General features: G+C 37.0%; 29 protein-coding genes. 11 read left to right on the forward strand and 18 right to left on the reverse strand.

The genetic code is table 11. The features are described from left to right. Window positions 1-4: 4 nt before the first annotated feature. The 5 genes from ACMAYX_RS06675 to ACMAYX_RS06695 form a co-directional block, all read right to left on the reverse strand. Window positions 5-328 carry a hypothetical protein gene (locus ACMAYX_RS06675; protein ID WP_146037858.1) on the reverse strand — a complete coding sequence of 108 codons (324 nt, stop codon included), beginning with the start codon at window positions 326-328 and terminating at the stop codon, window positions 5-7. After that, a complete protein-coding gene (locus tag ACMAYX_RS06680) occupies window positions 318-869 on the reverse strand; it encodes a hypothetical protein (RefSeq protein ID WP_392992550.1) in 552 nt (183 codons plus the stop codon). Before ACMAYX_RS06680 ends, ACMAYX_RS06675 begins: the two co-directional genes overlap by 11 nt. A gap of 25 nt (window positions 870-894) precedes the next feature. Next, entirely contained in the window at window positions 895-1,929 is a 1,035-nt protein-coding gene (locus ACMAYX_RS06685) for a fatty acid desaturase family protein (protein ID WP_412471875.1), read from the reverse strand. 68 nt (window positions 1,930-1,997) lie between these two features. Next, on the reverse strand, window positions 1,998-3,905 hold the full coding sequence (gene acs, locus ACMAYX_RS06690) for an acetate--CoA ligase (RefSeq protein ID WP_412470144.1): 1,908 nt from the start codon (window positions 3,903-3,905) through the stop codon (window positions 1,998-2,000). Between the two features lie 74 nt (window positions 3,906-3,979). Next, a complete protein-coding gene (locus tag ACMAYX_RS06695) occupies window positions 3,980-5,011 on the reverse strand; it encodes a serine/threonine protein kinase (protein WP_158246876.1) in 1,032 nt (343 codons plus the stop codon). Between the two features lie 80 nt (window positions 5,012-5,091). Between ACMAYX_RS06695 and ACMAYX_RS06700 the strand changes: the two genes are divergently transcribed. After that, entirely contained in the window at window positions 5,092-5,532 is a 441-nt protein-coding gene (locus ACMAYX_RS06700) for a DUF4430 domain-containing protein (RefSeq protein ID WP_392992556.1), read from the forward strand. A 12-nt stretch (window positions 5,533-5,544) separates the two neighbouring features. Here ACMAYX_RS06700 and ACMAYX_RS06705 read toward each other — a convergent pair whose 3' ends face one another. Together ACMAYX_RS06705 and ACMAYX_RS06710 are read right to left on the reverse strand one after the other, a co-directional pair. Continuing rightward, a complete protein-coding gene (locus tag ACMAYX_RS06705) occupies window positions 5,545-7,032 on the reverse strand; it encodes a protein adenylyltransferase SelO (RefSeq protein WP_392992558.1) in 1,488 nt (495 codons plus the stop codon). Window positions 7,033-7,038: 6 nt separating this feature from the next. Next, window positions 7,039-7,260, reverse strand: a complete 222-nt coding sequence (locus ACMAYX_RS06710; RefSeq protein ID WP_103218105.1) for a SlyX family protein — start codon at window positions 7,258-7,260, stop codon at window positions 7,039-7,041. Window positions 7,261-7,397: 137 nt separating this feature from the next. Here ACMAYX_RS06710 and ACMAYX_RS06715 point away from each other — a divergent pair, with 137 nt between their 5' ends. The 8 genes from ACMAYX_RS06715 (at window position 7,398) to ACMAYX_RS06750 (ending at window position 14,454) form a co-directional block, all read left to right on the forward strand. Further along, entirely contained in the window at window positions 7,398-7,910 is a 513-nt protein-coding gene (locus ACMAYX_RS06715; protein WP_103218106.1) for a TlpA family protein disulfide reductase, read from the forward strand. Between the two features lie 65 nt (window positions 7,911-7,975). Continuing rightward, entirely contained in the window at window positions 7,976-8,707 is a 732-nt protein-coding gene (locus ACMAYX_RS06720) for a YebC/PmpR family DNA-binding transcriptional regulator (RefSeq protein WP_103218107.1), read from the forward strand. Next, window positions 8,707-9,141: a DUF5522 domain-containing protein gene (locus ACMAYX_RS06725; RefSeq protein ID WP_412470146.1), complete on the forward strand. Its 435-nt coding sequence runs from the start codon at window positions 8,707-8,709 to the stop codon at window positions 9,139-9,141. The genes ACMAYX_RS06720 and ACMAYX_RS06725 overlap by 1 nt, the downstream gene beginning before the upstream one ends. Window positions 9,142-9,237: 96 nt before the next feature. Beyond that, entirely contained in the window at window positions 9,238-10,725 is a 1,488-nt protein-coding gene (locus tag ACMAYX_RS06730; protein ID WP_412470147.1) for a DUF4105 domain-containing protein, read from the forward strand. A gap of 15 nt (window positions 10,726-10,740) precedes the next feature. After that, a complete protein-coding gene (locus tag ACMAYX_RS06735; protein ID WP_103218110.1) occupies window positions 10,741-11,325 on the forward strand; it encodes a hypothetical protein in 585 nt (194 codons plus the stop codon). Window positions 11,326-11,336: 11 nt separating this feature from the next. Next, window positions 11,337-11,924, forward strand: coding sequence for a hypothetical protein (locus tag ACMAYX_RS06740; RefSeq protein ID WP_103218111.1), 588 nt, complete (start codon window positions 11,337-11,339; stop codon window positions 11,922-11,924). Window positions 11,925-12,067: 143 nt separating this feature from the next. Continuing rightward, on the forward strand, window positions 12,068-13,591 hold the full coding sequence (locus ACMAYX_RS06745) for a hypothetical protein (RefSeq protein ID WP_412471123.1): 1,524 nt from the start codon (window positions 12,068-12,070) through the stop codon (window positions 13,589-13,591). A 53-nt stretch (window positions 13,592-13,644) separates the two neighbouring features. Beyond that, the gene (locus tag ACMAYX_RS06750) at window positions 13,645-14,454 is read left to right on the forward strand and encodes a hypothetical protein (protein ID WP_412470149.1); all 810 of its coding nucleotides are present in this window, start codon (window positions 13,645-13,647) and stop codon (window positions 14,452-14,454) included. Here ACMAYX_RS06750 and ACMAYX_RS06755 read toward each other — a convergent pair. From ACMAYX_RS06755 to rlmN, 8 genes are all read right to left on the reverse strand, one after another. Continuing rightward, window positions 14,432-15,220, reverse strand: a complete 789-nt coding sequence (locus ACMAYX_RS06755; RefSeq protein WP_412472270.1) for a hypothetical protein — start codon at window positions 15,218-15,220, stop codon at window positions 14,432-14,434. The two genes, ACMAYX_RS06750 and ACMAYX_RS06755, sit on opposite strands and share 23 nt — an antisense overlap. Next, entirely contained in the window at window positions 15,208-15,429 is a 222-nt protein-coding gene (locus ACMAYX_RS06760; RefSeq protein WP_103218115.1) for a hypothetical protein, read from the reverse strand. Before ACMAYX_RS06760 ends, ACMAYX_RS06755 begins: the two co-directional genes overlap by 13 nt. After that, a complete protein-coding gene (locus tag ACMAYX_RS06765; protein WP_412471873.1) occupies window positions 15,430-16,356 on the reverse strand; it encodes a hypothetical protein in 927 nt (308 codons plus the stop codon). Beyond that, complete coding sequence (locus ACMAYX_RS06770; RefSeq protein ID WP_412471872.1) at window positions 16,353-17,126, reverse strand: phosphatase PAP2 family protein; 774 nt, start codon at window positions 17,124-17,126, stop codon at window positions 16,353-16,355. Before ACMAYX_RS06770 ends, ACMAYX_RS06765 begins: the two co-directional genes overlap by 4 nt. Before the next feature lie 36 nt (window positions 17,127-17,162). After that, window positions 17,163-18,365 (reverse strand): multidrug effflux MFS transporter, encoded by a 1,203-nt coding sequence (locus tag ACMAYX_RS06775; RefSeq protein ID WP_199177545.1) that lies wholly within the window; start codon window positions 18,363-18,365, stop codon window positions 17,163-17,165. Continuing rightward, complete coding sequence (locus ACMAYX_RS06780; protein WP_103218118.1) at window positions 18,365-19,231, reverse strand: pirin family protein; 867 nt, start codon at window positions 19,229-19,231, stop codon at window positions 18,365-18,367. The genes ACMAYX_RS06775 and ACMAYX_RS06780 overlap by 1 nt, the downstream gene beginning before the upstream one ends. A gap of 10 nt (window positions 19,232-19,241) precedes the next feature. Continuing rightward, window positions 19,242-20,174, reverse strand: coding sequence for a glutathione S-transferase family protein (locus ACMAYX_RS06785; protein ID WP_392992572.1), 933 nt, complete (start codon window positions 20,172-20,174; stop codon window positions 19,242-19,244). 96 nt (window positions 20,175-20,270) lie between these two features. Then, entirely contained in the window at window positions 20,271-21,305 is a 1,035-nt protein-coding gene (gene rlmN / locus ACMAYX_RS06790; protein WP_412470151.1) for a 23S rRNA (adenine(2503)-C(2))-methyltransferase RlmN, read from the reverse strand. 61 nt (window positions 21,306-21,366) lie between these two features. Between rlmN and ACMAYX_RS06795 the strand changes: the two genes are divergently transcribed. After that, window positions 21,367-21,930: a redoxin domain-containing protein gene (locus ACMAYX_RS06795; RefSeq protein WP_412470152.1), complete on the forward strand. Its 564-nt coding sequence runs from the start codon at window positions 21,367-21,369 to the stop codon at window positions 21,928-21,930. A 3-nt stretch (window positions 21,931-21,933) separates the two neighbouring features. Here the strand turns inward: ACMAYX_RS06795 and ACMAYX_RS06800 are convergent, their stop codons facing one another. After that, window positions 21,934-23,385 (reverse strand): disulfide bond formation protein B, encoded by a 1,452-nt coding sequence (locus tag ACMAYX_RS06800; RefSeq protein WP_412471871.1) that lies wholly within the window; start codon window positions 23,383-23,385, stop codon window positions 21,934-21,936. A gap of 8 nt (window positions 23,386-23,393) precedes the next feature. Beyond that, on the reverse strand, window positions 23,394-23,561 hold the full coding sequence (locus tag ACMAYX_RS06805; protein ID WP_158246878.1) for a hypothetical protein: 168 nt from the start codon (window positions 23,559-23,561) through the stop codon (window positions 23,394-23,396). Window positions 23,562-23,669: 108 nt separating this feature from the next. Between ACMAYX_RS06805 and ACMAYX_RS06810 the strand changes: the two genes are divergently transcribed. Further along, complete coding sequence (locus ACMAYX_RS06810; protein WP_103218123.1) at window positions 23,670-24,074, forward strand: hypothetical protein; 405 nt, start codon at window positions 23,670-23,672, stop codon at window positions 24,072-24,074. 17 nt (window positions 24,075-24,091) lie between these two features. On the opposite strand, the gene ACMAYX_RS06815 is transcribed toward ACMAYX_RS06810, so the two are convergent. Next, a complete protein-coding gene (locus tag ACMAYX_RS06815; protein WP_103218124.1) occupies window positions 24,092-24,298 on the reverse strand; it encodes a cold-shock protein in 207 nt (68 codons plus the stop codon). Between the last annotated feature and the right edge of the window lie 86 nt (window positions 24,299-24,384).

Below are 24,384 nucleotides of genomic sequence, written 5' to 3' on the forward strand. Positions count from 1 at the left end.
TGATCTAAGACAATGGTGGACTGAGTCCAGAATGAATTCCTTGATAGAATTTTGAATCGAGATTGATATAAGGTAATGAAAAGTGACCAAAGACAGAAATAACTAAATCACTTTCATCATTTTTTAAATGAGAATAATCATCAGGAAAGTCTTCCAAAGACTTGAGCTCTGGCGCCCTTGTTCGATTTTCGATAGAAGAGCTAGTCTCATGATTAAAGTCTAAGAATATTTTTGCACTATCCTCAACATCAATTTGAGTTGAAGATGCACTTGCGATACTTCCAAGAAAGAAGATCCAGCTAAATAGAAGTATTTGCTTAATTTTCAAAGCGCCATAGTCCTCTAACATTTGTTACGCCATTTACGCGCCACTTATCTTTCTTCATTAAGCTGAAAATAACTTCAACTGGCTTAAGCTCATATTGGCCTTCATTGATATTTTTCAAAATAATTGCATTTGTTTCCGCACGATTGGAAACAAGTGGTGGCCTAGTTAATTTCAATAAGGCAATTTGCATATCAAATTTATTATCAAACTCTGGAACAATAATGACAGTTCTTACTGTCGCTCGATTTCCTTCAACTTTGACATCAACCACTTTGAAAGACAGTAAACCTTGAATAGCAGAAAGAACCTCTTTCTTTGTCTTCTTGATATTCTTTTCCCAAGCAACGACATCATTTACGAAACCGCGATAGTCTGCGATCTGCTGCTGACTACCAAAACCAGGGTCGTAGTAATTAAAAGTTTCTTCAAAATTCGCTGAAAAAGTTTCTCTAATAACAGTTTCAACTGTTTGTTCAGGAGTAGGCTTAGAGCAGCTTACGAGTGAAGAAATTAAAATTAGTAGAATTACAAATCGTTTCATTCTAACAGTATACACGCTGGCCTAATTATGGCCTAATCATTTCTTTGTCAAATCTTTGTATTGAGAGAGAAGTCACTAAAACATGGAAAATACTAGAATAAGTATTACTTTTATAAATATGATCCGCAGGAAGTTTCTCCATTAACTCTTTATGAGCAGCAGCTAAATTCGTATACGGCAGCTCTGGAAAGAGGTGGTGAATAGCATGATAATTAAGTCCATTAACAAAGATAAAAAATGAACTTAATCCAGACTCAATTGTCACCGTATCAAGTAAATGCTCCTCCCATGTCATCGGAACAAGACTCTCGTTCGTATAGAGATGATTAAAGAGTGCTCGATACATATTCAGCGTCGAAGAAATCACAACGATTGAAAACCAAATCCATATCGTCTGCACAGGAAGAACTTCCAGGAAAATCAATAGTCCAATTGCAACTTTATAAAGTACACACATAAGATCATTTCTCACCATGCGAGCAATATCTTTTTTTTCATTTCTTATTGGCCTTTTATAGTCCATCGAAAATGCAAGAGTTGAAATATTCTGATAGACCCATTTCTTTTGTTCTGTATTTAAAAAGATATATGTCAGAGGGAGAATTCCAAAACGAATGACTTGAATGATAGGTAAAGCAACTGAAGCTAAGAACGGCCTTGTTAAGGTTAGGAATCGAAACTCAGAAATATACTTATATTCAGGGTCTCTTTCAGTGCCATAAGTTTTTTTACCATGGTGAAACAGATGGGCATCTCCAAGATAGACAGGATAAGCATTAGGCCATCCAAACAGGATATTAAAGGCTGTACGATAGCCTTTTACCTTCTTTGCAATATGACTTACTTCATGGACTAAGATGGTTCCACGATAGATAAAGAAGATAGCAAGAATGAATGTGAAGATATTAAAGTGAAAACAAGTATAAAAGAAAGCACTCCATCCAATTAGAGCATTAGAAAGAAGGTCAAACCAAATTCTACCTTTTTTTAAGGCATGATGGTTCTTTAAGATCTCCTTCATTAACTGAATGTCATCTCTATTGATAGTTGTCTCTCTCATTATACTTTTCTAGCACATAAGAGAGACATACATAATATAAGAATTGAAAACTTAACTTAAATTAAGTGCTACTTCACACCATTTTTAATTTCTTCAACCACTGATGGATCAAGAAGTGTTGAAGTATCGCCAAAGTTATTGAAGTCATGGGCCGCAATCTTTCTAAGAATACGACGCATAATTTTTCCAGAGCGAGTTTTTGGAAGTCCTGGAACAATTTGAATTTTATCTGGGCGAGCAACAGCACCGATTTCTTTTACAACAGTTGCGTTAATAAGCTTTGTTACCTCGGCCTCGTCAGTAAGATTAGTTACAACGTATGCGTAGATCCCCTCACCTTTAACGTCATGTGGAAAACCGACAACAGCACTTTCAGCGATGGCATGATTCTTACCAATAGCATTTTCAATTTCGGCCGTTCCAAAGCGGTGTCCCGAAACATTGATAACATCGTCAACACGTCCAGTGATTCTAAAATATCCTTCAACATCACGTTTTGCGCCATCACCTGAAAAGTAATAGCCTTTGTACGTTCTGAGATAAGCATTCATAAAACGCTCATGATTCTTGTAAACCGTACGTAGCATTCCTGGCCACGGGTACTTAATACAAAGCTTTCCTTCGGCCATTGTTTCACCAATTTCATGCCCATTATCATCAACTAACACTGGAACGATTCCTGGAAGAGGAAGAGTTGCCTTACATGGTTTTGTTTTCGTAAGCCCTGCAAGTGGAGAGATTAAAATCCCACCAGTTTCAGTCTGCCACCAAGTATCAACAATTGGGCATTTCTTCTTTCCAATAAATTCATTATACCAATGCCAAGCTTCCGCATTAATTGGCTCACCAACTGAACCTAGAACCTTAAGAGTTGAAAGATCATACTTAGCAGGTACATCATCTCCCGCGGCCATAAGGGCACGAACCGCAGTTGGTGCTGTATAGAAATGTGTTACCTTATTCTTTTCAACAATGTCCCAAAAACGTCCCGCATCTGGATATGTTGGAACACCTTCAAACATCATTGTTGTGGCGCCGTTTAGAAGTGGCCCATAAGTAATATAAGTGTGACCAGTGATCCAACCAATATCGGCCGTACACCAATACATATCTTTACTCGACTCTCCTGGGTCAACTTGGAAAACGTTTGCAAAAGTATATGCTGCCCAAACCATATACCCAGCTTGAGTATGAAGAACTCCCTTAGGTGTTCCTGTTGAACCAGAAGTATAAAGAATGAATAATGGATCTTCGGCATCATGCTGAGGTGCCTCGTGTTTGTCTGATGCTTTATCAAAAACATCATGCCACCAAATATCGCGTCCCTCTTTCATGGCCACTTCATTTCCAGCGCGCTTATGAACGATAACAGTTTTTACACTCTTACATGCACTATCTTCTAGGGCCTCATCAACAATTGGCTTAAGCTCTGTCACTTTCGTTCCGCGAAGTCCCCCATCGTTAGTGACAAGAACACTACACTGAGCATCTTCAACTCTTCCAGCAAGTGCTTGTGCAGAAAATCCACCGAAGACAACTGAGTGGATGGCACCAATTCTTGCGCAAGCTAGAACAGTAAACATAAGCTCTGGAACCATCGACATATAAATACAAACGCGATCCCCTTTTTTTACGCCAAGCTCTTCTAGCATATTTGCTGTTTTACAAACTTGAGCGTGAAGTTCTTTATATGTAAATTCTTGATTGGCCTCATTCGGATCGTTGGCCACAAAGACCATCGCTTTCTTATCACCCTTAGTTGCAAGATGGCGATCAAGACAATTTTCTGTGATATTTAATTTTGCTCCATGGAACCAACGGATATCTCCGTCTTTAAAATTACCTAGAGTTACTTCATCCCACTTCTTAGAAAATTTAAAATTTTCTGCAATAGATCCCCAGTATTCTGTTGGATTATTTTTGGCCTGCTCATAGGCAGCTTCATATTCTTCGAAAGTCTTTAAACGAATATCCATATTCATTACCTCGCTAAATTACTTATTAATTTTTTATGTCAGAGGTAAATTTTCTCGCAACTTTTAAGATACGTCTAGTACTGGTAAGGATTCTTAACTTCTATTATCTTAGATAGTAAGGCCCTTAAATCATTCATCTGCCCATACCAGTAATTTGGCGATTCAAAATAGCCAAAAGTATACTTGAATGAAGGGTCATCCCAGCGCTTTGCTATCCAGGCACTAAAGTGAATTAGCCTTAATGCACGAAGAGAAGGAATGAGCTTTAGTTGCTCGTATGGAAATGAGCGAATGCTATCGTAGGCTTCTAGAAAGATATTGCGATCAATGACAGACTGTTGGTCATCCCCAGGGCAAATAGGCCAAACGTCTTGAACCACTGGGCCCATTACCATATCGTCAAAATCAACAAAGAATGAGTCATCCCCTCGAAGGATGATATTACCCTTATGAAAGTCTCCGTGAACTCTTTGATAACTTACATTTTCAAAAAGTGGTTTTGATTCAGCAATGATTTGTTCGCAAATTGTAATGAAGTGCTCGCGAATATCAGTTGGAATATAATTTGTTGAAGCTAAGAACTTTAAGTTAGCGACTCCATAAGTCTCAGGAGTAAGCTTAATTCTGTGGTCAGCACTTTTTAAGGCACCAACACTGTGAATACGAGCAAGTGAGCGGCCCATAATTTCAAGCTGCTCGATATTCATCTCTTCAGGGTTTCGTCCCCCTCTCTTTTCATAGAGACAATAGAAAATTTTGTGGTTCGGCATTTCAAAGATAGTTGTGCCGTCAATTTTAAGTGGAGCAATTACAGGAATCTCCGCATCATCTAGATCCTTTATGAAGTCATGCTCATCAATGATCTGATCTTTCGTCCAGCGTCCAGGACGGTAGAACTTGGCCACAATGAAATTATCACTTGGAGACTTAATCTCTGCTTCTGGGCGATCCACCTCAATCTCATAAACACGGTTTTCAATACTATTTAGTGGTAGGCAACGCCCTGTTGTCTTAAAACCGACAGCATCAATAGCGTCTAGAATGGCCTCTGGATTCAATTGGAAGAAATATTGGGTTTCTTCACTACCCCATACATAATCAGTCATGTAAAAAATCATATGCTTGCGCACAGTGCCATGGCAATGAAAACCTAGGGTGTTAGAAAGCCTTATACTTAGGAGAGATTATGTACAAATTTGCACTTTTAGCACTTATTTCAACTTTTAGCTTTGCCGCAACTTTTGAATTTGTTGGCCCTTGTAAAAGAGGAGCTCTTTTTAAGACTGAGATGCAGCTTAAAAAAGGTTCAACTGTAGGAAGTGCTACGATTGATCTTCTCAATAATTTTGGTATTGCTTATAAAGGAACTCAAAGAGCAATGAACTCGATCTTTGATACACCAACAGGACTCGATGCCATGGAAGTCTTAAGTGATACACAAATGAATGCTCACGGTTGGTGCTATTCTGTTAATGGCCAAAGCCCAGAAGTATATCCAGATGAAGTTCCACTAGGAAATGGTGATCATGTGATGTGGTGGTTTGGTTATGCTCACTACGATAGTGGAGAATGGCTAACTCAGTGTGAACCAACTTGGATGCGTGCACCTTCTCAGTTTTGTAACTAAGAAGGTTACCCACTAGCTCGAACAACTTAATGTCGAGCAACCTGGCCTTGATGTGGACCAATCAGGTGCCTTAACAAGAAAAGGTCTTGTGAATTCATTTAACTCATATGGATTAGCAATGGCCTTTTCAAGATTTCTAAGAGATGTCTCATCCCCTTTTTCTAAATCATCTAAAACCATCTGCACAATATAGTTACGCGGAATAAAAGCAGGATTCACTTCATTCATAATTCCAAATGCAATCATTGGATCAATTCTTTGAAGTTTCTGCTCTCTTTGCCATTTAGTGACCCAAGTATTAATTCGTGTAAGATCTGCATCACTTAAGCTTTTATAGAAAGCATCTTGCCAAGAAATATCCTTGCCTTCCATCACACTCATAAGAGTACGGTAGAAAAGAGTCATATCGGCCTGTAGCTCATATTTTAAATCAAAGAGCTCATCGATAAATTCTCGAGAACAAGTTTTAAGTCCTAGTTTCTTTGCCACACTCTCCTGATAGAAGCTGTGAAAATACTCAGGGTATTGATCTAGAGCTTCATCTAAACTTTCAAGGCAAACTGCTTGCAGGGCCTCTTTAAGCTGAGCAAGATTCCAATATGCAATACTTACTTGATTAATAAAACGGTAGCGTCTTTCTCTAAAGTCCGTCGTATTTGGCGTCCAATTTGGATCGAAGCGATCAAGCCAACCATACGGCCCGTAATCAATTGTTAGTCCTAACATTGAAAGGTTATCAGTATTCATGACACCGTGGACGAAGCCCACACGCATCCACTCACTCATAAGAAATGCACTTCTGCGCACAACTTCTTTAAACATTTGGGCAATGCTCATGCCTGGAAAGTAATTATCAATCGTAAAGTTTACGAGCTCAGTCAACTCTTCTAATTCGTGATTGGCCGCATGGATCTGATAGTGCCCAAAGCGAAGAAAGCTAGGAGCAACTCTTGTGCAAATAGCACCTTTTTCATAAGCAGCATTTCCATCATAGAACATATCACGTAAGACTTGTTCACCTGTTTCAACAAGACATAGTGCTCTGGTTGTTGGAACACCCAAATTATACATGGCCTCCGAACAAATATACTCTCTTAAAGATGAGCGAAGAACTGCCTTACCATCGGCACCTCTTGAATAAGGAGTCAGACCTGCTCCTTTTAGTTGTACTTCAAGTCCTTCATAAAGACCTAAAGTCATGGCACGGCCATCACCTAGCTGGCCGGCCCAGTGACCAAATTGATGACCACCATAGCGAGTCGCAATTGGAGCTGGATTATATGATTCTTGGTTGCCACTTAGCAGAGAAAGCCAAGATGACTTATGTTCTTCAGTTATTCCCATGGCCCTAGCAAGATCGCCAGACCAGCAAAGCTCTTTAGGAGCTGGAGATTTTTCTGGTGTGACACGACTAAAGTGTGCACCAGGAGTTTGTTGTGGACGACCTGTGAGATTTTTAAACTCACGTAGTCCTTTATATGCAGTTTCTAACTTAATCATAGTTACCTAATAATGTGGTGGCTTGAAATCCCTAAGATTATCAAGTGTCAATTGCTCTGCAGAATCCTCTCCTTGATTAGCAAGGAGGTTCCTGATATGTGTGACAAGTTCATCAATGATAAATTCTTGTTTCGTGACAACTTCGTTTAGTTGGCCAAGTAAATGATCTTGGTGACAAAACTTTTCTTCTAATGCGATTATTTTCTTTTCAAGTTCTTCATTATTCATGTCTATAAAATACTACATTACTCAAGTAGCGTCCATTTCTTAGTCGATGAATACTGTAGTTTTGGGCGCTTACAGACGTCAAAAATATTAGGATTTTATTAATAACTCCCCTTCCTTTACATGGTACAATTACTGCCATGAAAAAGAAGTGGAATATTGCCACAAATTTCATCTCCATCCTTCTTATTGGGTTTATTATTTACAAGCAGGCACCTGCTGTACTCAATAACTTTAAAAAAGAAGGAAGCACTCTTACTCCACAAGAGTATGTTGACCTTCGCACAAATCAAAAAGTCGATTTCCCTAGTAAGGATTTAAGAGATAGAAGCCTTGCTATCTTTTGGGCGACATGGTGCGCTCCTTGTAAAGTGGAAATGAAACGACTTCATCAATCTGTTTTGGAGGGCAAGCTCTCGCCAGATCAGATCTATGCCATCAACTCATTTGAAAATGAATCAACAATCAGAAGATTTATCGGTCAATCTCCATACGAGTTTCGCTTTATCTCTTCACCTTACGCAGTAAAAACTCTTGATGTAAAATCAACACCGACAACAATTCTACTTGAAGGCCCACACGTTAGTTCCATGAGTTCAGGATTAAGCTTTATTGGTATTTGGCGCGCAGAGCAATACCTTGCTAAGAAGTAGAATTCTCGACAAATAGTTCCTCACTAGCTACTATTAACAATACTTTATTATTAAACGAGGATTCTATGGGAAGAAAATGGGCCAATATCGTCAAGAAGAAAGGCGCTCTTGATAAGGCAAAAAGTCAGATTTACACAAAGCTATTATTTGAAGTAACAAAAGCGGTAAAATCAGGTGGCGACGACCCAGGCTCAAACTTTATCCTTAAAATTGCTCTTGATAAGTGTAAGGCAAATAATGTTCCAAAAGATAATATTGATCGTGCCATCAAGAAAGGTCTTGGCGGTGAAGATGATGGATATGAAGAAATCAACTATGAGGGTTATGGGCCAAATGGTGTTGCGGTATTTGTAGAAGCTTCAACAAATAACCCTACTCGTACAATTGCTAACGTAAGAGTTCACTTCAAGAAGGCCGGCGGCTCAATTGGAACAACTGGTACTCTACAATATGTATTTTCTAGAAAGGCGCTTTTTGAGGTTCCAGTTGCAGACCTTGATGAAGATGAATTCACTCTTGAGATGATAGATGCTGGAGCGGAAGATATTGAAGTGGAAGATGGCTACTTTTCAATCACTGGGCCAATGGAAGTATTCGGCTCTATCTCTAAGAAATTAGAAGAGATGGGAATTACTCCAGAAGAAGCGACTCTTGAACAAATTCCACAAACATTCAAAGAAGTTGATGATGAAACGTATTTAACTATAATGAAGATGGTGGATGGCCTTGAAAGTGATGAAGACGTTCTAAAGGTTTACCACAATATTGAATTTGATGAGCGTTTCGAAAGTTTATAATGGATAAAGCAAAACTAACATATACAAATGAACAAGGACGAGAGGTGAAAACCTCTCAGTTCTTAAAAAATCGCGGCTCTTGCTGTAAGACTTCATGTCTTCACTGCCCTTACGGCTTTACCTTAAATAAACACGGTATTCAAAGCCAAGAAATTTCAGCAAATGACATAACGAAGGCCCAGGCCATCGTCGATGCCAACCAACAAGAATCTCTATCTGTTGCCTCTTCTTTAATGGGTGCAGCTTTTGGCGGTAGCAAGCCTAAGAAATTAACAATAACAGAATCAAATTCGTGTGATTTTGCCTTTGTTGAGCTTAAGGGTGAGATTTTTGGCCTTATTGAAAAAGGTGGATTACAGGCCAAGAAGCTCTATCTCAAAGAACAATTTAAAGAGCAAGGTCTCGATCTCGATACAGTAAATTCAGTTATATAGACACTGTTCACTGTTTTTACACGCTCGTCTTTTTTTCAATTTCTCTGTGAAACCTCTGTAATCAATTTATATTGAAGCAGATTAAATGGAGAAAATATGAAGAAGATTACTCTACTTTCAGTAGTGCTCATGGCACTTCTTAGCTCACTGACAACTCAGGCCAGACGAGACGAATCGCCTTTTGAAAGAAGGCAGCGTGAACGTATGGAGGAGCGTCGTAAGCAGAAAGAACTCGAAAAGAGGGCCAATCAAATCAATTGGGGAGCAAATTACCAAGACCTTCTCAATGAGAATTCTCGCTTCTTCAAAAGACTATTTGATCGCTATGAAAATGGAAATATCGTAGGACTTGAGCTTGTTATTGCCTCAAGCTCTTGGTCTAATATTGAAAGTGGCTTTGGCCACACAATGCTACGTTTTGTCGACAATGTAGGAACAGAGGCAGATGACGTTGTTCTAAGCTTCGTTGCAAACGTCGACACTTTAAAGCTTAATTACTTTAAGGGAATTTTTGGTGGCTATCCTGTCTTTCCTCAAGTGAAAAGTCTTCGTATGTTTATGGATGAATACAATAACAAGCAAAGACGTGACCTTGATCGCTACATCATAATTTCTAATGAAGAAATTAGAAGTAATATCATTAGAGAACTTAAAACTCAGTGGGAACAAGTTACTAAGCACAGAATAGAAACTCAAAAATCGGTACTTCAAAATACCCTTGATGAATTAAATAAGTTTTCAACTGAAAAGTATGGCCAAGGTAATTATGGAATCCTTCCACTACGCTCAGGTACAGGTTCGGTATTTGCCCTAACACCCGTTCCAAATAATCTGACTTCAACATTTAAGACAACTGTCGAAGAAGTTTTTCCTGTTAAATATGAACTACCTGAAAGTAGTGAATTAGGAGACTACACTTTCTTCTCTAATAATTGCGCTGGAGCACTTGTTAATTTTCTAAAGCAAGTTGGTTATCCATATCATAAGAAGATGGGCTTTAAAGGACGTATTCCTCTCGCTCTTCCAGATTATTTGCAAAGGGCCTTAATTAACCCATACCCAATTATTAAGATTCACTCTCTAAGAGAGCTTAAAGATAAAGTCGCTAATATTCTTGAATTAAAAGATGAGACATATCTGCAATACGATATCGACACAGCTCAAGTAAAGAAACTACAGAAAAAACTAAGCCTTAATGAGTTTAGAAAACTTAATGAAATCGCAACACTTGATTTAGAAGCTTTCAAGTATTATGCATCTCAAATTCAAGAAACGAAGGCCATTTCGTTTGACGAGCTTCATGGCATTACTAAAGCACCAGATGCACTTTATGAAATATGCAATAACTCTAAATGTGAACAAGATGTGATTAAAGGACTAGAAGAGTTTTACGGGACAGGTAGCTTTTCTAAGATCAAAGAGATTAATAAAGAGAAGTCTCTAAAGTCCATCACAAGATGGAAGCGAGATCACGACACAAAAAGAAGAGAGAGGGTCATCACTCGCCCTTACAAAGGTTTATTAGTTAATAAGAAAATATTAGATCATCAAAAGAGATTCTACCTACTCGATTCGAGGTGGTAGAAATAGGAGAATTCAATGAGAAAGATTATGCTTTTAACATGTCTAATTTCTATTTTAATGGGATTTAGTACAAGAGCATCATGCCTTGAAATTTATCAAGAAAATCATCGTGCGCCTGACTATCAACAATTAGGTGCCGTCGTTGGGATTTCTTCTACGATTTCAGGTGTCACAGTAGCTGGTGGAGAGATTGCTCTAGGTTTATCAACGACAAGTGCAGTGGGTATTCTTCATCCCGATAGTGCTCTTAGTGACCTTACAATTTCAAAGTCAATCAAAGGCGCAGCTTCTTCAACTGTTGATACACTTTTTTATGGTGCCTCAAGTACATCTGCGGCCATGGGAATCATTAAAGACAGAGATTATAGAAAGCAAATTAAGCTTATCCAAGCTTCTGAGCTTGCTCCAAAGCTTATTAGTGGCGACATTATCGAAATGACAGGAATGATCAATGATACACGTCCTCTAGATAAGAGAGTTTCAGTTAATGAAGTTGCAAATGAAATTCAACTAGCAAATGAAAGAATGGAATTCTGTCTCGATAGTGAAAATCTTATGACAGTAGATCAAATACAAAAATATATTGGTGAACAACTATAAAGGAGAAAACAATGAAAAAATCGTTAATTGCCCTTGGACTACTATGTTCAGTAGCAGCTTCAACGCAAGCATCTTGTCTTGAGCTATACAAAGAAAGAAATAATGCTCCAACAGACAAGGCCCTTGCAACTGGTGCGGCCCTAAGTACAACTGGTGTGGCCGTGATCTATGGTGGTGTTGAGCTCGCTTCAACAACAATCGCTGCAGGTACTGCGCTTCTAGAAGATTCAGGAAATATCATTATCGACCTAATCGCTCTTGATATTATTGAGGATGGACTTTCATCTTCAACTCATGCTGTTTACCACGGATCATCTAGTACACTAGCTGCAACTGGTGTTATTGATGACAGTAAGAGAAACTTTAGAGGACAAATTGAATTAATCCAAGATGCACAACTTTCACCAAAAGTGACAGGATCAACTCTAGCTGAGTTTACAGAAGATCTAAATGATAGAAGATCTTCAAATGATAAAGTTACAGCTGAGCAAGTTGCTGACGAAATCCGCGTAGCTGATGCTCGTGGTGAATTCTGTATGGACGTTGATGATATGATGTCGATGTCAGAAATCCGTAACTACATCAATAATCAACTTTAATAAGTGTTTAAATAATAGGCCCTCTTCTAGGGCCTATTGTTTAAGTTCTAAACACTACTCTCCCCTAAACTCCTCAAATCACATAACCTAATTGGCACTATCATTGCATTAAATATAAAGACTAACTAAATTAGGAGAGAGAAATGAAAAACGTCTACTGCTTGGGACTTCTTACCATTCTATTCTTAAATACAAACACGTATGCGCAAAATCTACGTGGGAAGATTTATGATAAAGATGGCAAGGCCAGAGCAATTGTAAAAGTAGACGGCCAAGACCAAGACCTCTCACTAGAGCTCGATAAGCGCTATGACAGGTATATGGATAAAGTTCTTAAAAACTCTCCAGATTATGTCTTTGAATTTGACGGTGAAATTTCAGGAGACAAGTTAGTAATTGATAAAATGCCAAGAGTTGTCGCTGATCTTGAAGATCGTATCGGTGTTCTAACAAGAGCAAAAGATGGCAACTATTATATCGATGATCAACGTGTTGAGTTTGGTCGTTCTAAAAAGATTTACGGAAGTGAGTTTGATTATATCTCACGCCACTACTTTGAAAATAAGAAAGTTCACACTCAGGGACATATGCAAGATGATACCTTCATTATCAATGCAATTATTCCAGCGGATCTTTTTACTGTTGGAGAGAACCCATATCCAGCAAGTGAAAAATTTAATAAGAATCCCCTAAAGTATATTTTGAATGAGATGCCAAAAAATAAGAACTCACAATCTAAAGTACCTTTTAGAGGTACAATCAGATATCGTGATAATTACGAAGCAACTCCAGGTGATCATGTCTTTATCGTAACTTTAAGCGGACGCCAAGGAGATGAACCAGGAGCGGCAGCAGGACATTTTGCAATAGGTATGGGTGAAGTTCAAAATGATCTATCGATAAAAGGTGAAACATTTAACTTTTACTTTAAAGGTGAAAAAGAAGTTCTAGCAAGTAATACTGATCTAGTAAGTTACTATGGCCACTTAATTCAAGGTCAAGTTAACTATAGGCCAACTTATACTCTTATTGGATACGCACGCTCAAAAGAAGATATGCTTAAGGTTAGAGATATATTTGAAGAGCAACTACACCGAGTGCGTACAGAAGTCGGACTTGAAATTACTCCTTTCTATAATTGTACAACAACATCAAATGATACAATGAGAACAATTGGGATTAAGGGAGCACATGAATTTGCGATTAGTAATATCCTTGATTACCAAACATATTTACCAATGAGCTCAAAAGCACCAAAAGATGGAACAAATGCATCAACTCTATCTCAGCTACGTTATATCTTAAAGAGAGATACTGAGCATTATGTACCAAGAAAAGCATTTGAATCATTTGCTAAGGCAATGGTTTATCAAAGTAAAAGACTAAAGCTTAAAAGAACAGATTATATTTTCTTACCACAAACACCTTCACAGAGACCGACTGGTGGGATCTCTTATGATGAAGTTCTATCAGAAGGAAAGAAAATTATCGATTTCAAAGAAGAGAGACTTCTTAGACTTGAAAAAGAAGAGAATGCTCGTATGACATTAAAAGATCCAAATGCGACCGCACAACAATTAGAAGAAGCCAAGTCAATTCTAGCAAATGCTCCGACTAAAGAAGAGGATCAAAAACAAATTAACGAACTACTATACAGAATAGATTAAAATTAACTTTCTCCTAAACTCCTATCCTGAGAAGATAGGGTTTAGGAGTTTTCATGACTAAGCCCTTAATACTCATTCTACTACTGGCCCCATTTTTCTCATACGCAGAGTGGAGTACTCATCGTTTCTCTCTAGGTCTAGGGTACACATATCATGACACGACAATACAGGTTGGAAAGAAATCCTTAGGTGCACTCATATTGAGTACCGAAGACACACTAGGACTTGATGACACCCAATCTTCGATTCGCTTAAATTATGAATGGCGATTTAGTCAGAACAAGAGGCACTCAATAACGACAGGCTGGTATAGTCAGCATAGGAGTGGGAGAAGAATTCTTGATCAAGATATAAAATACTTCGATAAGAATAATAACGAAGTAGTCATTAGCGCAGGAACTTCAGTAGAAACAATTTTAAATTTTGACATCGTTCGACTCGCCTATTCTTACGCCTTTTTCCTAGATGATCGCATTAATATTTCAACCGGAATAGGTTTCTATATTATGCCCCTTGAATTTGGCATTGGTGAAACAGGCACAACCAAGACAGAGAGTGACTTTATAGCACCACTACCTACTCTTCAACTCAAGTCAGAAGTTAAGATTACCCCTAAATGGACCCTTTCAAATGAATTTAATATCTTCTACATACAAATCGGAGATTATACCGGAAGTGTAATTGCAACAAGCCTCTTTGTTGACTATCAATTCTATAAATCATTCTCTATTGGACTTGGTTTTGAAGCTTTCAAGTTAAAAGTCGATATGTCAGAAAGCTCCGATGTCTTTGATGCAGAGGTTGGTGGAGAGCTCAATTTTGGAAATAATTCACTAATTGCTAGGATGCGCTACGAATTATAGGGGCCTGGTAGATTTTTAAGTAAAGCTCAATCCAATTTAATAAATCTTTTCTCTTTTTATTAAAAAGTGCAATTTGGTCCTGGCTTAGTGTTTTTGAAAATTTATCAAAGAACTTAAAGAAAGACTTATTTTGTTTTAAAACTTCTTTTAATGGAACAATATCTTGAAAATTCTTTTTAAGGTAATCCTGATATGCTTTTTGATCTTGTAAATTTAGCGCCGAAATAAATTCATTATGCCAGCTTCGGTTCTCAACACGATCTTTTTGATATTCAAGAGCAAATTCATTGACGAGTTTAATTTGATTTTCTGAGAGCTTCCCAAATACATTCTCAAGGCGTTTCACACCCCTTTGCTCATAACTCTCCTCATAGTCCTTACGGTCTTCGACTCTCTTTTTTACAAGCTTCTGTCTTTGTTCAAAACTAAGTCCTGACAACACTTCCACAGATATTATATTTACTTTCTTCATGATAAGAGAATACGGAGGATAACCTTTCACAATAGCTGCTTTTAATGAGTCATTTTGAATTTTATAGTCTTTAATAATTGCCTTTAACTCGAGAACTTCTTTATGATGTTCAAAGAAGGCATTAGTCACTTTAACTCTTAATTCTTTTTCTTGTTCATCATTTAAAGAAAGATAGTCATCAATCTTCTCGCTTAAGAAATCAGGAGCCTTTTTTAAAATAACTTCACGATAACTACAACTAGCAAGGGAGAGAATAAGTAATAATGAGAGAAACTTAACAACTATTTTGGACACTCAACTTCCTTCCATTTAGAATCATTTGTATAACGAAATGTCGGAGCATTTTCAATATCGACTTGCTTCAGCCAAACATCCCATCCCCATTGTCGCATAACTTGGTAAATTTCTGGATACTCCTTACTTGTTAAACAAGTATTAGGTTTCCTTCTGACAACAAATTCAGAACAGCTCAATATAAATAGGAAGATAATAAATAACTTCATTTAAAACCACTTCTCAATTTGAAAGATAAAATCTAAATAAGAATTATCAGCAACGTAAAGGTCACTATTATCAACTTGAAGATCATAGCGATCGATTCTCTGATTAACTTTAAAAGTTAATATTCCAATTCTATTCTCATATTTTAGATAATCAAACTTAAGAAAATAGTTTTGTTGAGTTGATTTCTCAACATTAACGTTTTGAGTCTGACCTGAAAGCGAAAAAGTATCAGCAGATAAAAATGAAATTCCAAGACTTGCTTTCAAGTGCTTTGAAAGATCAATTTGTGCTTGAAATCCTATTGCAACTTGATAACTATCTTCGGCCTTTAAGCTCTCATTTCCAAATTCAAATTGATTTAATCCACCATTGTAAAAAATGGCCCCGACATAACTAAGTAGATAGAAAGTATTAAAATCAATTCCTGCAATGGCACTTACTTGATAGTAATCTTGTCCATCAAAGGGGCTAACAGTTTTACTAAGTGGTGTTTTCCCGGAGTTTGTTGCTCCCCATACGACTTTAGTACTCAAGTCGAAGAAAACCTCATTTAAGTCGATAAAGCGATATCTAAGCTCTATGGCAGGATCGTAAATTCCAAAAGGGCTCTGCTCAGGAGTTTCTTCATCCAACTCATTTTCAAGATGCGTTTCAAAATCAGCAATTTCAGCATGAGTACTAAAAGCAGCTAAGAACTTATCTGAAAAAGCATAACGATACTCAAGTCCGGCAACAAGAACAGAGCGGTCAACTTCAAAAAACTCTTCAACTCCTGCACTACGATTATCAAACTCCATCTCGTCAATAGACCAATAGAGAGAATAAGTTAAAACACTCTCTCCCTTTTGAGGAAAACGATAAAGGTAATCCAATCTATTTTCAGCGAATGTAGAAATTGTCAGGAAAAAGATTAAGAAATATCTCATAACATCATCCCAAAGCTTAGAGCATAGCGTTCATTCATTATATCAATTGCTGGCGCTACGACAATCTTACTCTTTTCATTAAAGCGATAATTACCACGATTATCAAAGTGGAAGTCATACATTAAATAACTTGTAAGCCCGCCAATGAATGCCCCCATAGAGACATCTTTAAAACTGTGTTTCTTTGCATCAATACGACTCCAACCAATATATGAAGCATAGACAAGAGGAAGTGAAGCAACCAGGTAATTTCGATAAAATCTTTCACTATTAAAGATATCCCTACTCATCCACATTCCAACAGCAAAAGCATGAGTGGTATGGCCACTAGGAAAAGAAAGATAGTTTGAACTATCAGGTCTTTCTTTATTGGCCGTATACTTGATACCAAAAGTTATTCCTTGAGAAATAAGCAACGACTCCGTAAAAACAAATGCTTTCTCTAGAGCATACTCATCGCTACCAAGTAAGTAGTAACCATACATACCAACCGTTAATAACTCAGGTCCATGATTACCTAACTCATACAACCACTTTGGGACAGATAGATCATCTTCATTATAATCAAAGTCTCCTCCCTCAAATTCTGTTTTTACAAAAGATGGAGAGATGATTGAGTAAGTAATGAGCTCTAAAGCAAAGAAGGCCGACATAAAGCGAATTTGAATAGGAGAAATATCCCACTTAGATTTTCTAATATGCTCGGATGGTGCAACGAAAGCACTTGTGCTGAAGCTAATGAATATACAAAGAATAAATGTTTTTAACATCTATTAATGAAAACAAAAAACAGCTAATTCGTCTATTTATTTTACTTTTAGAACGATAAATAAAGAAAGAGTACTGCAGATTAAAAACCCTAATGCAATTGGCGTTACATCACCACTATACATCTGACCAATTACCCCACCTATTGTCGCAGAAATGATAATCTGCACTGAGCTAACAACCGAATTTGCAGTTCCCGCAATATGTCCCATTGGCTCCAATGCTAAAGCAATGAAATTTCCAAAAAGAAGACCAAAGCTGAAAAGGCTTAATAGTAAAAAGCCATAAAAAAGGAAAAATGGAGGAAGTCCTCCAGTAAAGAATAAAATAATATTAAACGTAATTGCGATAAAAGAAATTGTCGTTAGAGCTAGGCGACATAATTTTTTCATTCCAAACTCTTCCACAAGTCTAGAATTTAAAAATGAAGAAAGACCGATAAATGAAGCCAGTACGCCAAAGGCCAATGGGAAGTCCTCACCTAGTCCATACTTAATTTGTAGAATCTGCTGAGAAGTATTTAGATAACCAATAAAAGCACCAAAAACTAGACCAGAAGCAAGAGTATAACTAATTGTTATAGGATGGCTTAAAGTTTCAATGGCAGCATCTTTAATCTTCTTATAAGAAAGAGGGCGTCGATACTCTTCGTGTAAAGTTTCTTCTTGTCTCACAGTAAACCAAGCTAGGCACAGAACTGCAAGAACAAGCATAATAAGGAAGATATCACGCCATCCACCAAAACTTAAAATAACTTGTCCAATAGTTGGAGCAAGGGCCGGAACAAGAACAAAGATAATCATAATTAACGACATCGTCTTGGCCATTAGCTTTCCGCTAAAGCGATCTCTAACCATTGCTGTTGAAATAATTTTAGCTGATGCCGCTCCTAAGCCCTGAGTAAAGCGTCCAACTAACATCATTGTAAAAGTATGAGCATTTAAAGAAATAAGTCCACCAACAAAGAAGATCGCTATACCAATATACATTGCAGGCTTTCTTCCAATGGCATCAGAGATTGGACCAAAAAAGAGTTGACCAACACCCATGCCCAAGAAAATGAAGGAAATAATCATCTGGTTATCATTAGGGTTTTGAACTCCTAAACTCTGACCAATAAGATTAAGCGCCGGCAACATCGCATCAATTGATAATGCTGCAAATGACATAAGTGCTGCCATCAGAGTTATAAATTCACGACGACCAATTTTTTTCCCAACTTCTTCTACTGATAAATCCACTAGCTTAAATGTCCCATTTTTCCTGATTGATAATCTTCAAAAGCTTGAATGATCTCTTCTCTTGTATTCATGACAAAAGGGCCATGTGAAAAGACAGGCTCATCAATAGGCTCACCATTTAAGATCAATAGCTCTGCGCCTACATTACTTGATAACTCAACCTCTTGGCCATCTCTTTCAAAGATCACTAATTGGTGTTCGTTAACTTGATTACCATTTATTGCAACACTTCCTTTTCGAATAAGAACAAGTAAGTTTGTTTTATCATCTAATGAAAGTAGGAAGTTAGAATCTTTTTGCATTTTCGTTTGAATAAGATTTATTGGTGTAAAGGTCTGACAAGGCCCTACTTTATCCGCATATTTTCCTGAAACTAATTTTAACTCAACACCTTCACTAGGATTGATTACAGGGAACTTCTCCCCCTTTACCCCCTGATAGCGTGGAGCTGTCATCTTATCTTTCTTAGGAAGATTTACCCACATTTGAACCATCTCAAATAATCCACCTTCCCTTGCAAATTTTTGTGAATGAAATTCTTCATGTACAACACCACTTGCAGCAGTCATCCACTGGACATCTCCACTGCCAATGATACCGCCGCCACCAGCAGAGTCGCGATGTTCAATTTCACCTTCAAAGGCAAAAGTTACAGTTTCAAAACCGCGGTGCGGGTGCTCACCCACTCCTCTTTTTGTTTGCGTTGGTGAAAACTTTTTAGGAGCAGCAAAGTCCATCATTAAAAATGGAGTTGTGTAATAGTAAATATCAAAACCTGGGTGAAACATTGTGTGAACATGAAATCCATTTCCTACCCAATGTTTTTGCGGAGGATTTAAAATATATTTAATAGCTTTTTGTTTCATTTAATTATCCTTAAAAAATTTCACTTGGCCCTAAAGCGACAATACGATATGGATTTAAATCATCGTGGCTATAGAAGTAGTGTCTTTTGATATGTTCAATATTAGTAGTCTCTTTAATACCTTCGATTGAATAAAGGTCTCTCACATAGCGAGAAAGATTCTTATAATCTTTGATTCTCTTTAGGTTGCACTTGAAATGAGTTACGTAAACACAATCAAAGCGTAAAAGAGTTGGCACTAACCTAAGGTCAGCTTCTGTTAACCTGTCACCTAGTAAGTATTTTTGGCCCTCAAGTATTTCTTCGACTCGATCAAGAGATGTAAATAACTTCGTCACAGCTGATTCATAAGCTTCTTGAGTTTTTGCAAAGCCACTACGGTAGACACCATTGTTGATATTGCTATATATAAATTCATTTAACTCATCAATTTTATCTGCTAAATCTTCAGGATAAAAATCTTCATGATTGCCAGTAAGTTCATTAAACTCAGAATTAAAAATTCTAATAATTTCTGATGACTCATTATTAACAATCGTTTGTGTTTTCTTGTCCCATAGAATTGGTACTGTCACAGTTGTGCTTACCTTAGGATCCGCTTTTAAGTAAATTTCTTGAAGATAGTTTAAGCCGTATAGATCATCCCCTGTTGCACCAGCGATTGACTTATCAAAAGTCCATCCCATCTCTAACATATCAGGAGAAACGACACTTACACTAATATGAGACTCAAGTGATTTTAACTTGCGATAGATAAGAGTACGATGGGCCCAAGGACAAGCATAGCTAACATATAAGTGATAGCGCCCACTTTCAGGTTGATACTTTGAGTGATTGCTACTTATTGTGTCTCTAAACGAGCGTGGTACGCGATCATATGCCCCACTTTCGTCACTTGTGATGACCGAAGACTTGACCCATTTTCCATCGACTAAACGTCCCATTACTAAACCTTTGTTTGATTATTAACGGGTATAGAATAACGAACAAATGGATCGATTAAAAGATCATTTACCAGATCAACTTGTTCTAACTTTAGATCATTTAGTATTTAGCTGGCCACAGGCCGCAAGGACGTCATCACCTTTAGTGGTACGAACCATCGTCGGGATTTTGAATTCTTCCAGGATTAATTTGAAATCCTGAACACTTTGAAGCTCTGGCCTCTTATATTTTGTGCCAGGGAATTCATTGAAAGGAATGAGATTTATTAAAGCACGTCGATCTCTAAGAAGCTCACCTAAGGCCTTCGCATCTTCATTTCCATCGTTTAAATCTTTAATTATCAAATACTCATATGTAACAAATTGCTTATAACGAAGAGGTATACCATCAATGTAATCAAGTACTTCTTTAAGAGGATACTTTCTATTAATTGGAATTAGCTCGTCACGTATTTCATCAAATGGTGAATGTAGGGAAAGTGCTAAATTAACTCCAGGTATCTCATCTTTCCATCTTTTTAGTCCTGGGATATAGCCACTTGTCGAGATCGTTATCTTTTGATGGCCAATCGAAGTTCCATATTGAGAAGTAAAAATATCACAGGCCTTCTTTACTTCATCAAAATTATGTAATGGCTCGCCTTGTCCCATAAAAACGATATTAAGAATTCTCTCTTCACCTGGGCGATGATCTCTTAGCCAATGCCAGGCAGCTAGAAATTGACCAATAATCTCACTAGCTGAAAGATTTCTTTTTAGCCCTTGCGTACCAGTGAAACAAAAAGAACACTTCATGGCACAACCAACTTGAGAAGAGAGGCAAATTGAATACTTCTTATTAAAAGGAATTAAAACACTTTCTACTTTAGAACCATCTGATAATTCAAAAAGAAATTTTACCGTTTTATCGTCTGCCTGCTGAACTTTTACAGGACGAGGTAAATTAAAGTTAAAATTAGCATCAATAAAAGACATCGTACTCTTAGCAATATCAGTGATTGAATTGCTGTAATGATTTTTTCTTTTATAATACCAATTATATAGTAGATTAGCGGCCGATATATTGAGCCCATTTTGCTCTAGTAACTGCTGTAACTCATTGAATGTAAGTTGATAAAATGACTGCTTCACCAAGTCACATTATAAGAATTAACACATATAGTCCATGCTAAAGAATCAAAAGGGGTCAATTATGAAAGTTTTATTAATCAGCTTATTTTCAATTCTTACTTTTTCCCAAGAACTTGGCCTAGGTGTCGGAACCAAGTCCCCTAATATAGAGATTAAAAATATTGAAGGTACGGAAATAATTCTAGATGATAGCGACAAGAAAACGGTACTTGTTTTTTATCGTGGTTCTTGGTGTCCATATTGCATGAAACAACTTCAAAGTATTCAAACAGAAGTTATGCCAAAACTTGATAAGAGCTCTAAGCTAGTGGCCATTAGTGTGGATAAGAAGATAATTGCTCATAAAATGAAAAAGAAATATCAATACACTTTTGACATTGTCTCAGATCCTAAAGCGAGTCTTCTCTTGGCCTTTAATATTGTTAACAAACTCGACGACAAGCTTGTTCAAAAATATAAGCAGTCTTATAAAATTGATATTGAGGGAGACTCAGGCCAGACACATCACATGGTTGCTCACCCTGCAGTTTTTGTCATAAGAAATGGTAAAATCACTTATCAAGATATACACAAAGAATATAAAGATCGTACAAAGAATGATGATATTTTAGCAGCGCTAGAATAAGGCTTACTTTGTATAAAATGTTGCACGCTTTTGCTCAATGAGAACAAATTGTTTGCCCTCAAAAACAGCAAGGCCATGATAATTACCTTTAGGTAATTTTATAGAGCCAGAGAATGCATCTAGCTCATTATCGAGAATAAGTATTTCACTACTATTTGGATCTAGGCCATATAAAATTGAGTCAATAACCTTAAGGCTTGAGATAACTGGGCCTAGATCATTATCATCAATGAAGATTTCTTTTTCACTATTCAAAAGAAAATCTGCACTAGAAAATCTAGTTGCAATAACTTTATTATTCTTTTCATTGGGTATTGAAACGATAACGAGTTCTTGATTTTTCTTATCATATGCTAAACAGCGAATATAAGAGTATTTCGAGCGAACACTTGAAAGACGTCCTCGATATTTCTCAGAAATTCCATTTGTTCCCTCTAAAAAACCTGCATAGTGATCAACAATTTTCGCTCCCTCATCAATACGGATGACAACATATGACTTATTATATCCTGTAACCATAAGACGACGTGGGCCAATGAAGCTTATACCAACAAGAGTTTTTATGTCGATACTATAAAGAGGATCTATTCGTACGTAGTAGAGAATACTTTTTAATTTATCATCTAAGATATAAATAAAATATTGATCTGTAACAATGGCAAAAAGCTTTGACTCACTATTATAATCGATATCTCTAATCCCACCCCTAATCTCACTAGGAAGACTAACCTCCTTAACCTTCATTAATTCATCACCACTTTGAAACATTGCAATCTTTCGCCTTTCATCATGCTTAAAGTAAGGTTTATCAATTGAGTAGTTTCCCCTTAAGCTAAATGGTTTTAATAGGCCACTCCAATTCTTAGTCGACCAATGCCAGTTTTTAGGAACCCAAGAAAATCTCACGGGATCACTATGTCCAATGAATGGTGGAGGACCAACTTGGGTAAATGCTTGTACCGAATTAAAAAATAAAATAATGAAATAAGAGATAAATGCCAATGATTGAAACTTACTAAGATAGCGAACTTCTCCGTCTTCATTATCAACTAAATTATTACCAAAGAATATAAGTATAATTGAGAGAATTAATAAAATTGACCAGCATATAACAACACCCCACGTATATGTGTGGAGTCCAAATATTTCTAAAGAAAATCCCTGACCAAGATCTCTTAAGAAGTGACCTCCTGTATGCCTTAAGGTCATGAAGATTCCAATCGTACAATACAGAATTAATAAACCAAGATACTTTGGTCTAAGGCCATAGCGCATAATAAAGAGAGTTGTTAATGTAACAAAAATAAGGATTGCTCTTTCCTGCCAACAGAGAATACAAGGATTATCACCTAAACCAAACCCTAGAATGAGACATGCGATTCCAACAGGTAGAATAATCAGGGCCATTGATGCCAGGGCCACGATATTATAGAAACGTTCTGATTTATTTGTCATGGACACCTCTAGTAGTTACCAGGCGGAAGAATCATCGATTTTGTTGCAACAAACCAAATTAAGAACATTAAGAATGTAGCACTATAAAGAAACTTTTCTGCTTGCCTTTGATTTTGAGGCTTCTTCCATACTAGAAAACCGGCAATTATTAACAGTACCATTTCTAAAAATTCCATACAGACTCCTTCTATCAGCTTATTTCGGCTTGTGTTTAATTTAAGCTAAGTTAAATTCCCTTAATTTTAGCTTTGCAGTAAAATAGAAAGATAACAAAAGGAGTTGTTATGAATAGTCTTAAGCTAATTTTCTTAATACTAATTTCTAGTGTGACATTGGCAAAATTTGGATCAAAATCTCAACCTCTCTATCATTGTGTGAATTATGATGAGCAATCAAAAGTTACTGATGCGATGATATATGAATCACAATACGGAAGAGGGCCAATCTTTCATGAAATTGAAGTTTATGTTGAAGATACTAATCAAAACAAGGAATTCTCATACCGTAAAAAAGTTAACTATATTCCAAAATATGATGCCAAAGTTGAGTCTTTCACAACTGGAAGTTTCAGAATAAGACTTGATCATGTCGTAGGTGGTATCGATGGAAATATTTGGGCCTTTGTCCGTATTCCAGAATATGATATTCATTCATTTGATTGGTCATGTAAGGCAGTAGAGGGACAATAAATGTCCCTCTTCAAAAATTAAACTTTTTTAACTTGAGTTGCACAAGGTCCACGTTTACCTTCCCCAAGCATATAAGTAACTTTATCATTATTGTTTAACTTATTGCCAGTTTCAACAGCAGAGATATGAACAAATAAGTCCCCTTCCCCACTATCTGGTTTAATAAACCCAAAACCCTTTGTTTCATTAAAAAACTTAACTTTACCTGTTTGCTCTGTATTCATATTCTTCCCTATTTTTTCCAAGACCGACAATCAGTTGCCGGGAACTAAATTAACAATAGAAAAGTTATCGCCAAAACATTGAGATT

This window comes from Halobacteriovorax sp. RT-2-3, from assembly GCF_047085075.1.
GTDB lineage: Bacteria > Bdellovibrionota > Bacteriovoracia > Bacteriovoracales > Bacteriovoracaceae > Halobacteriovorax_A.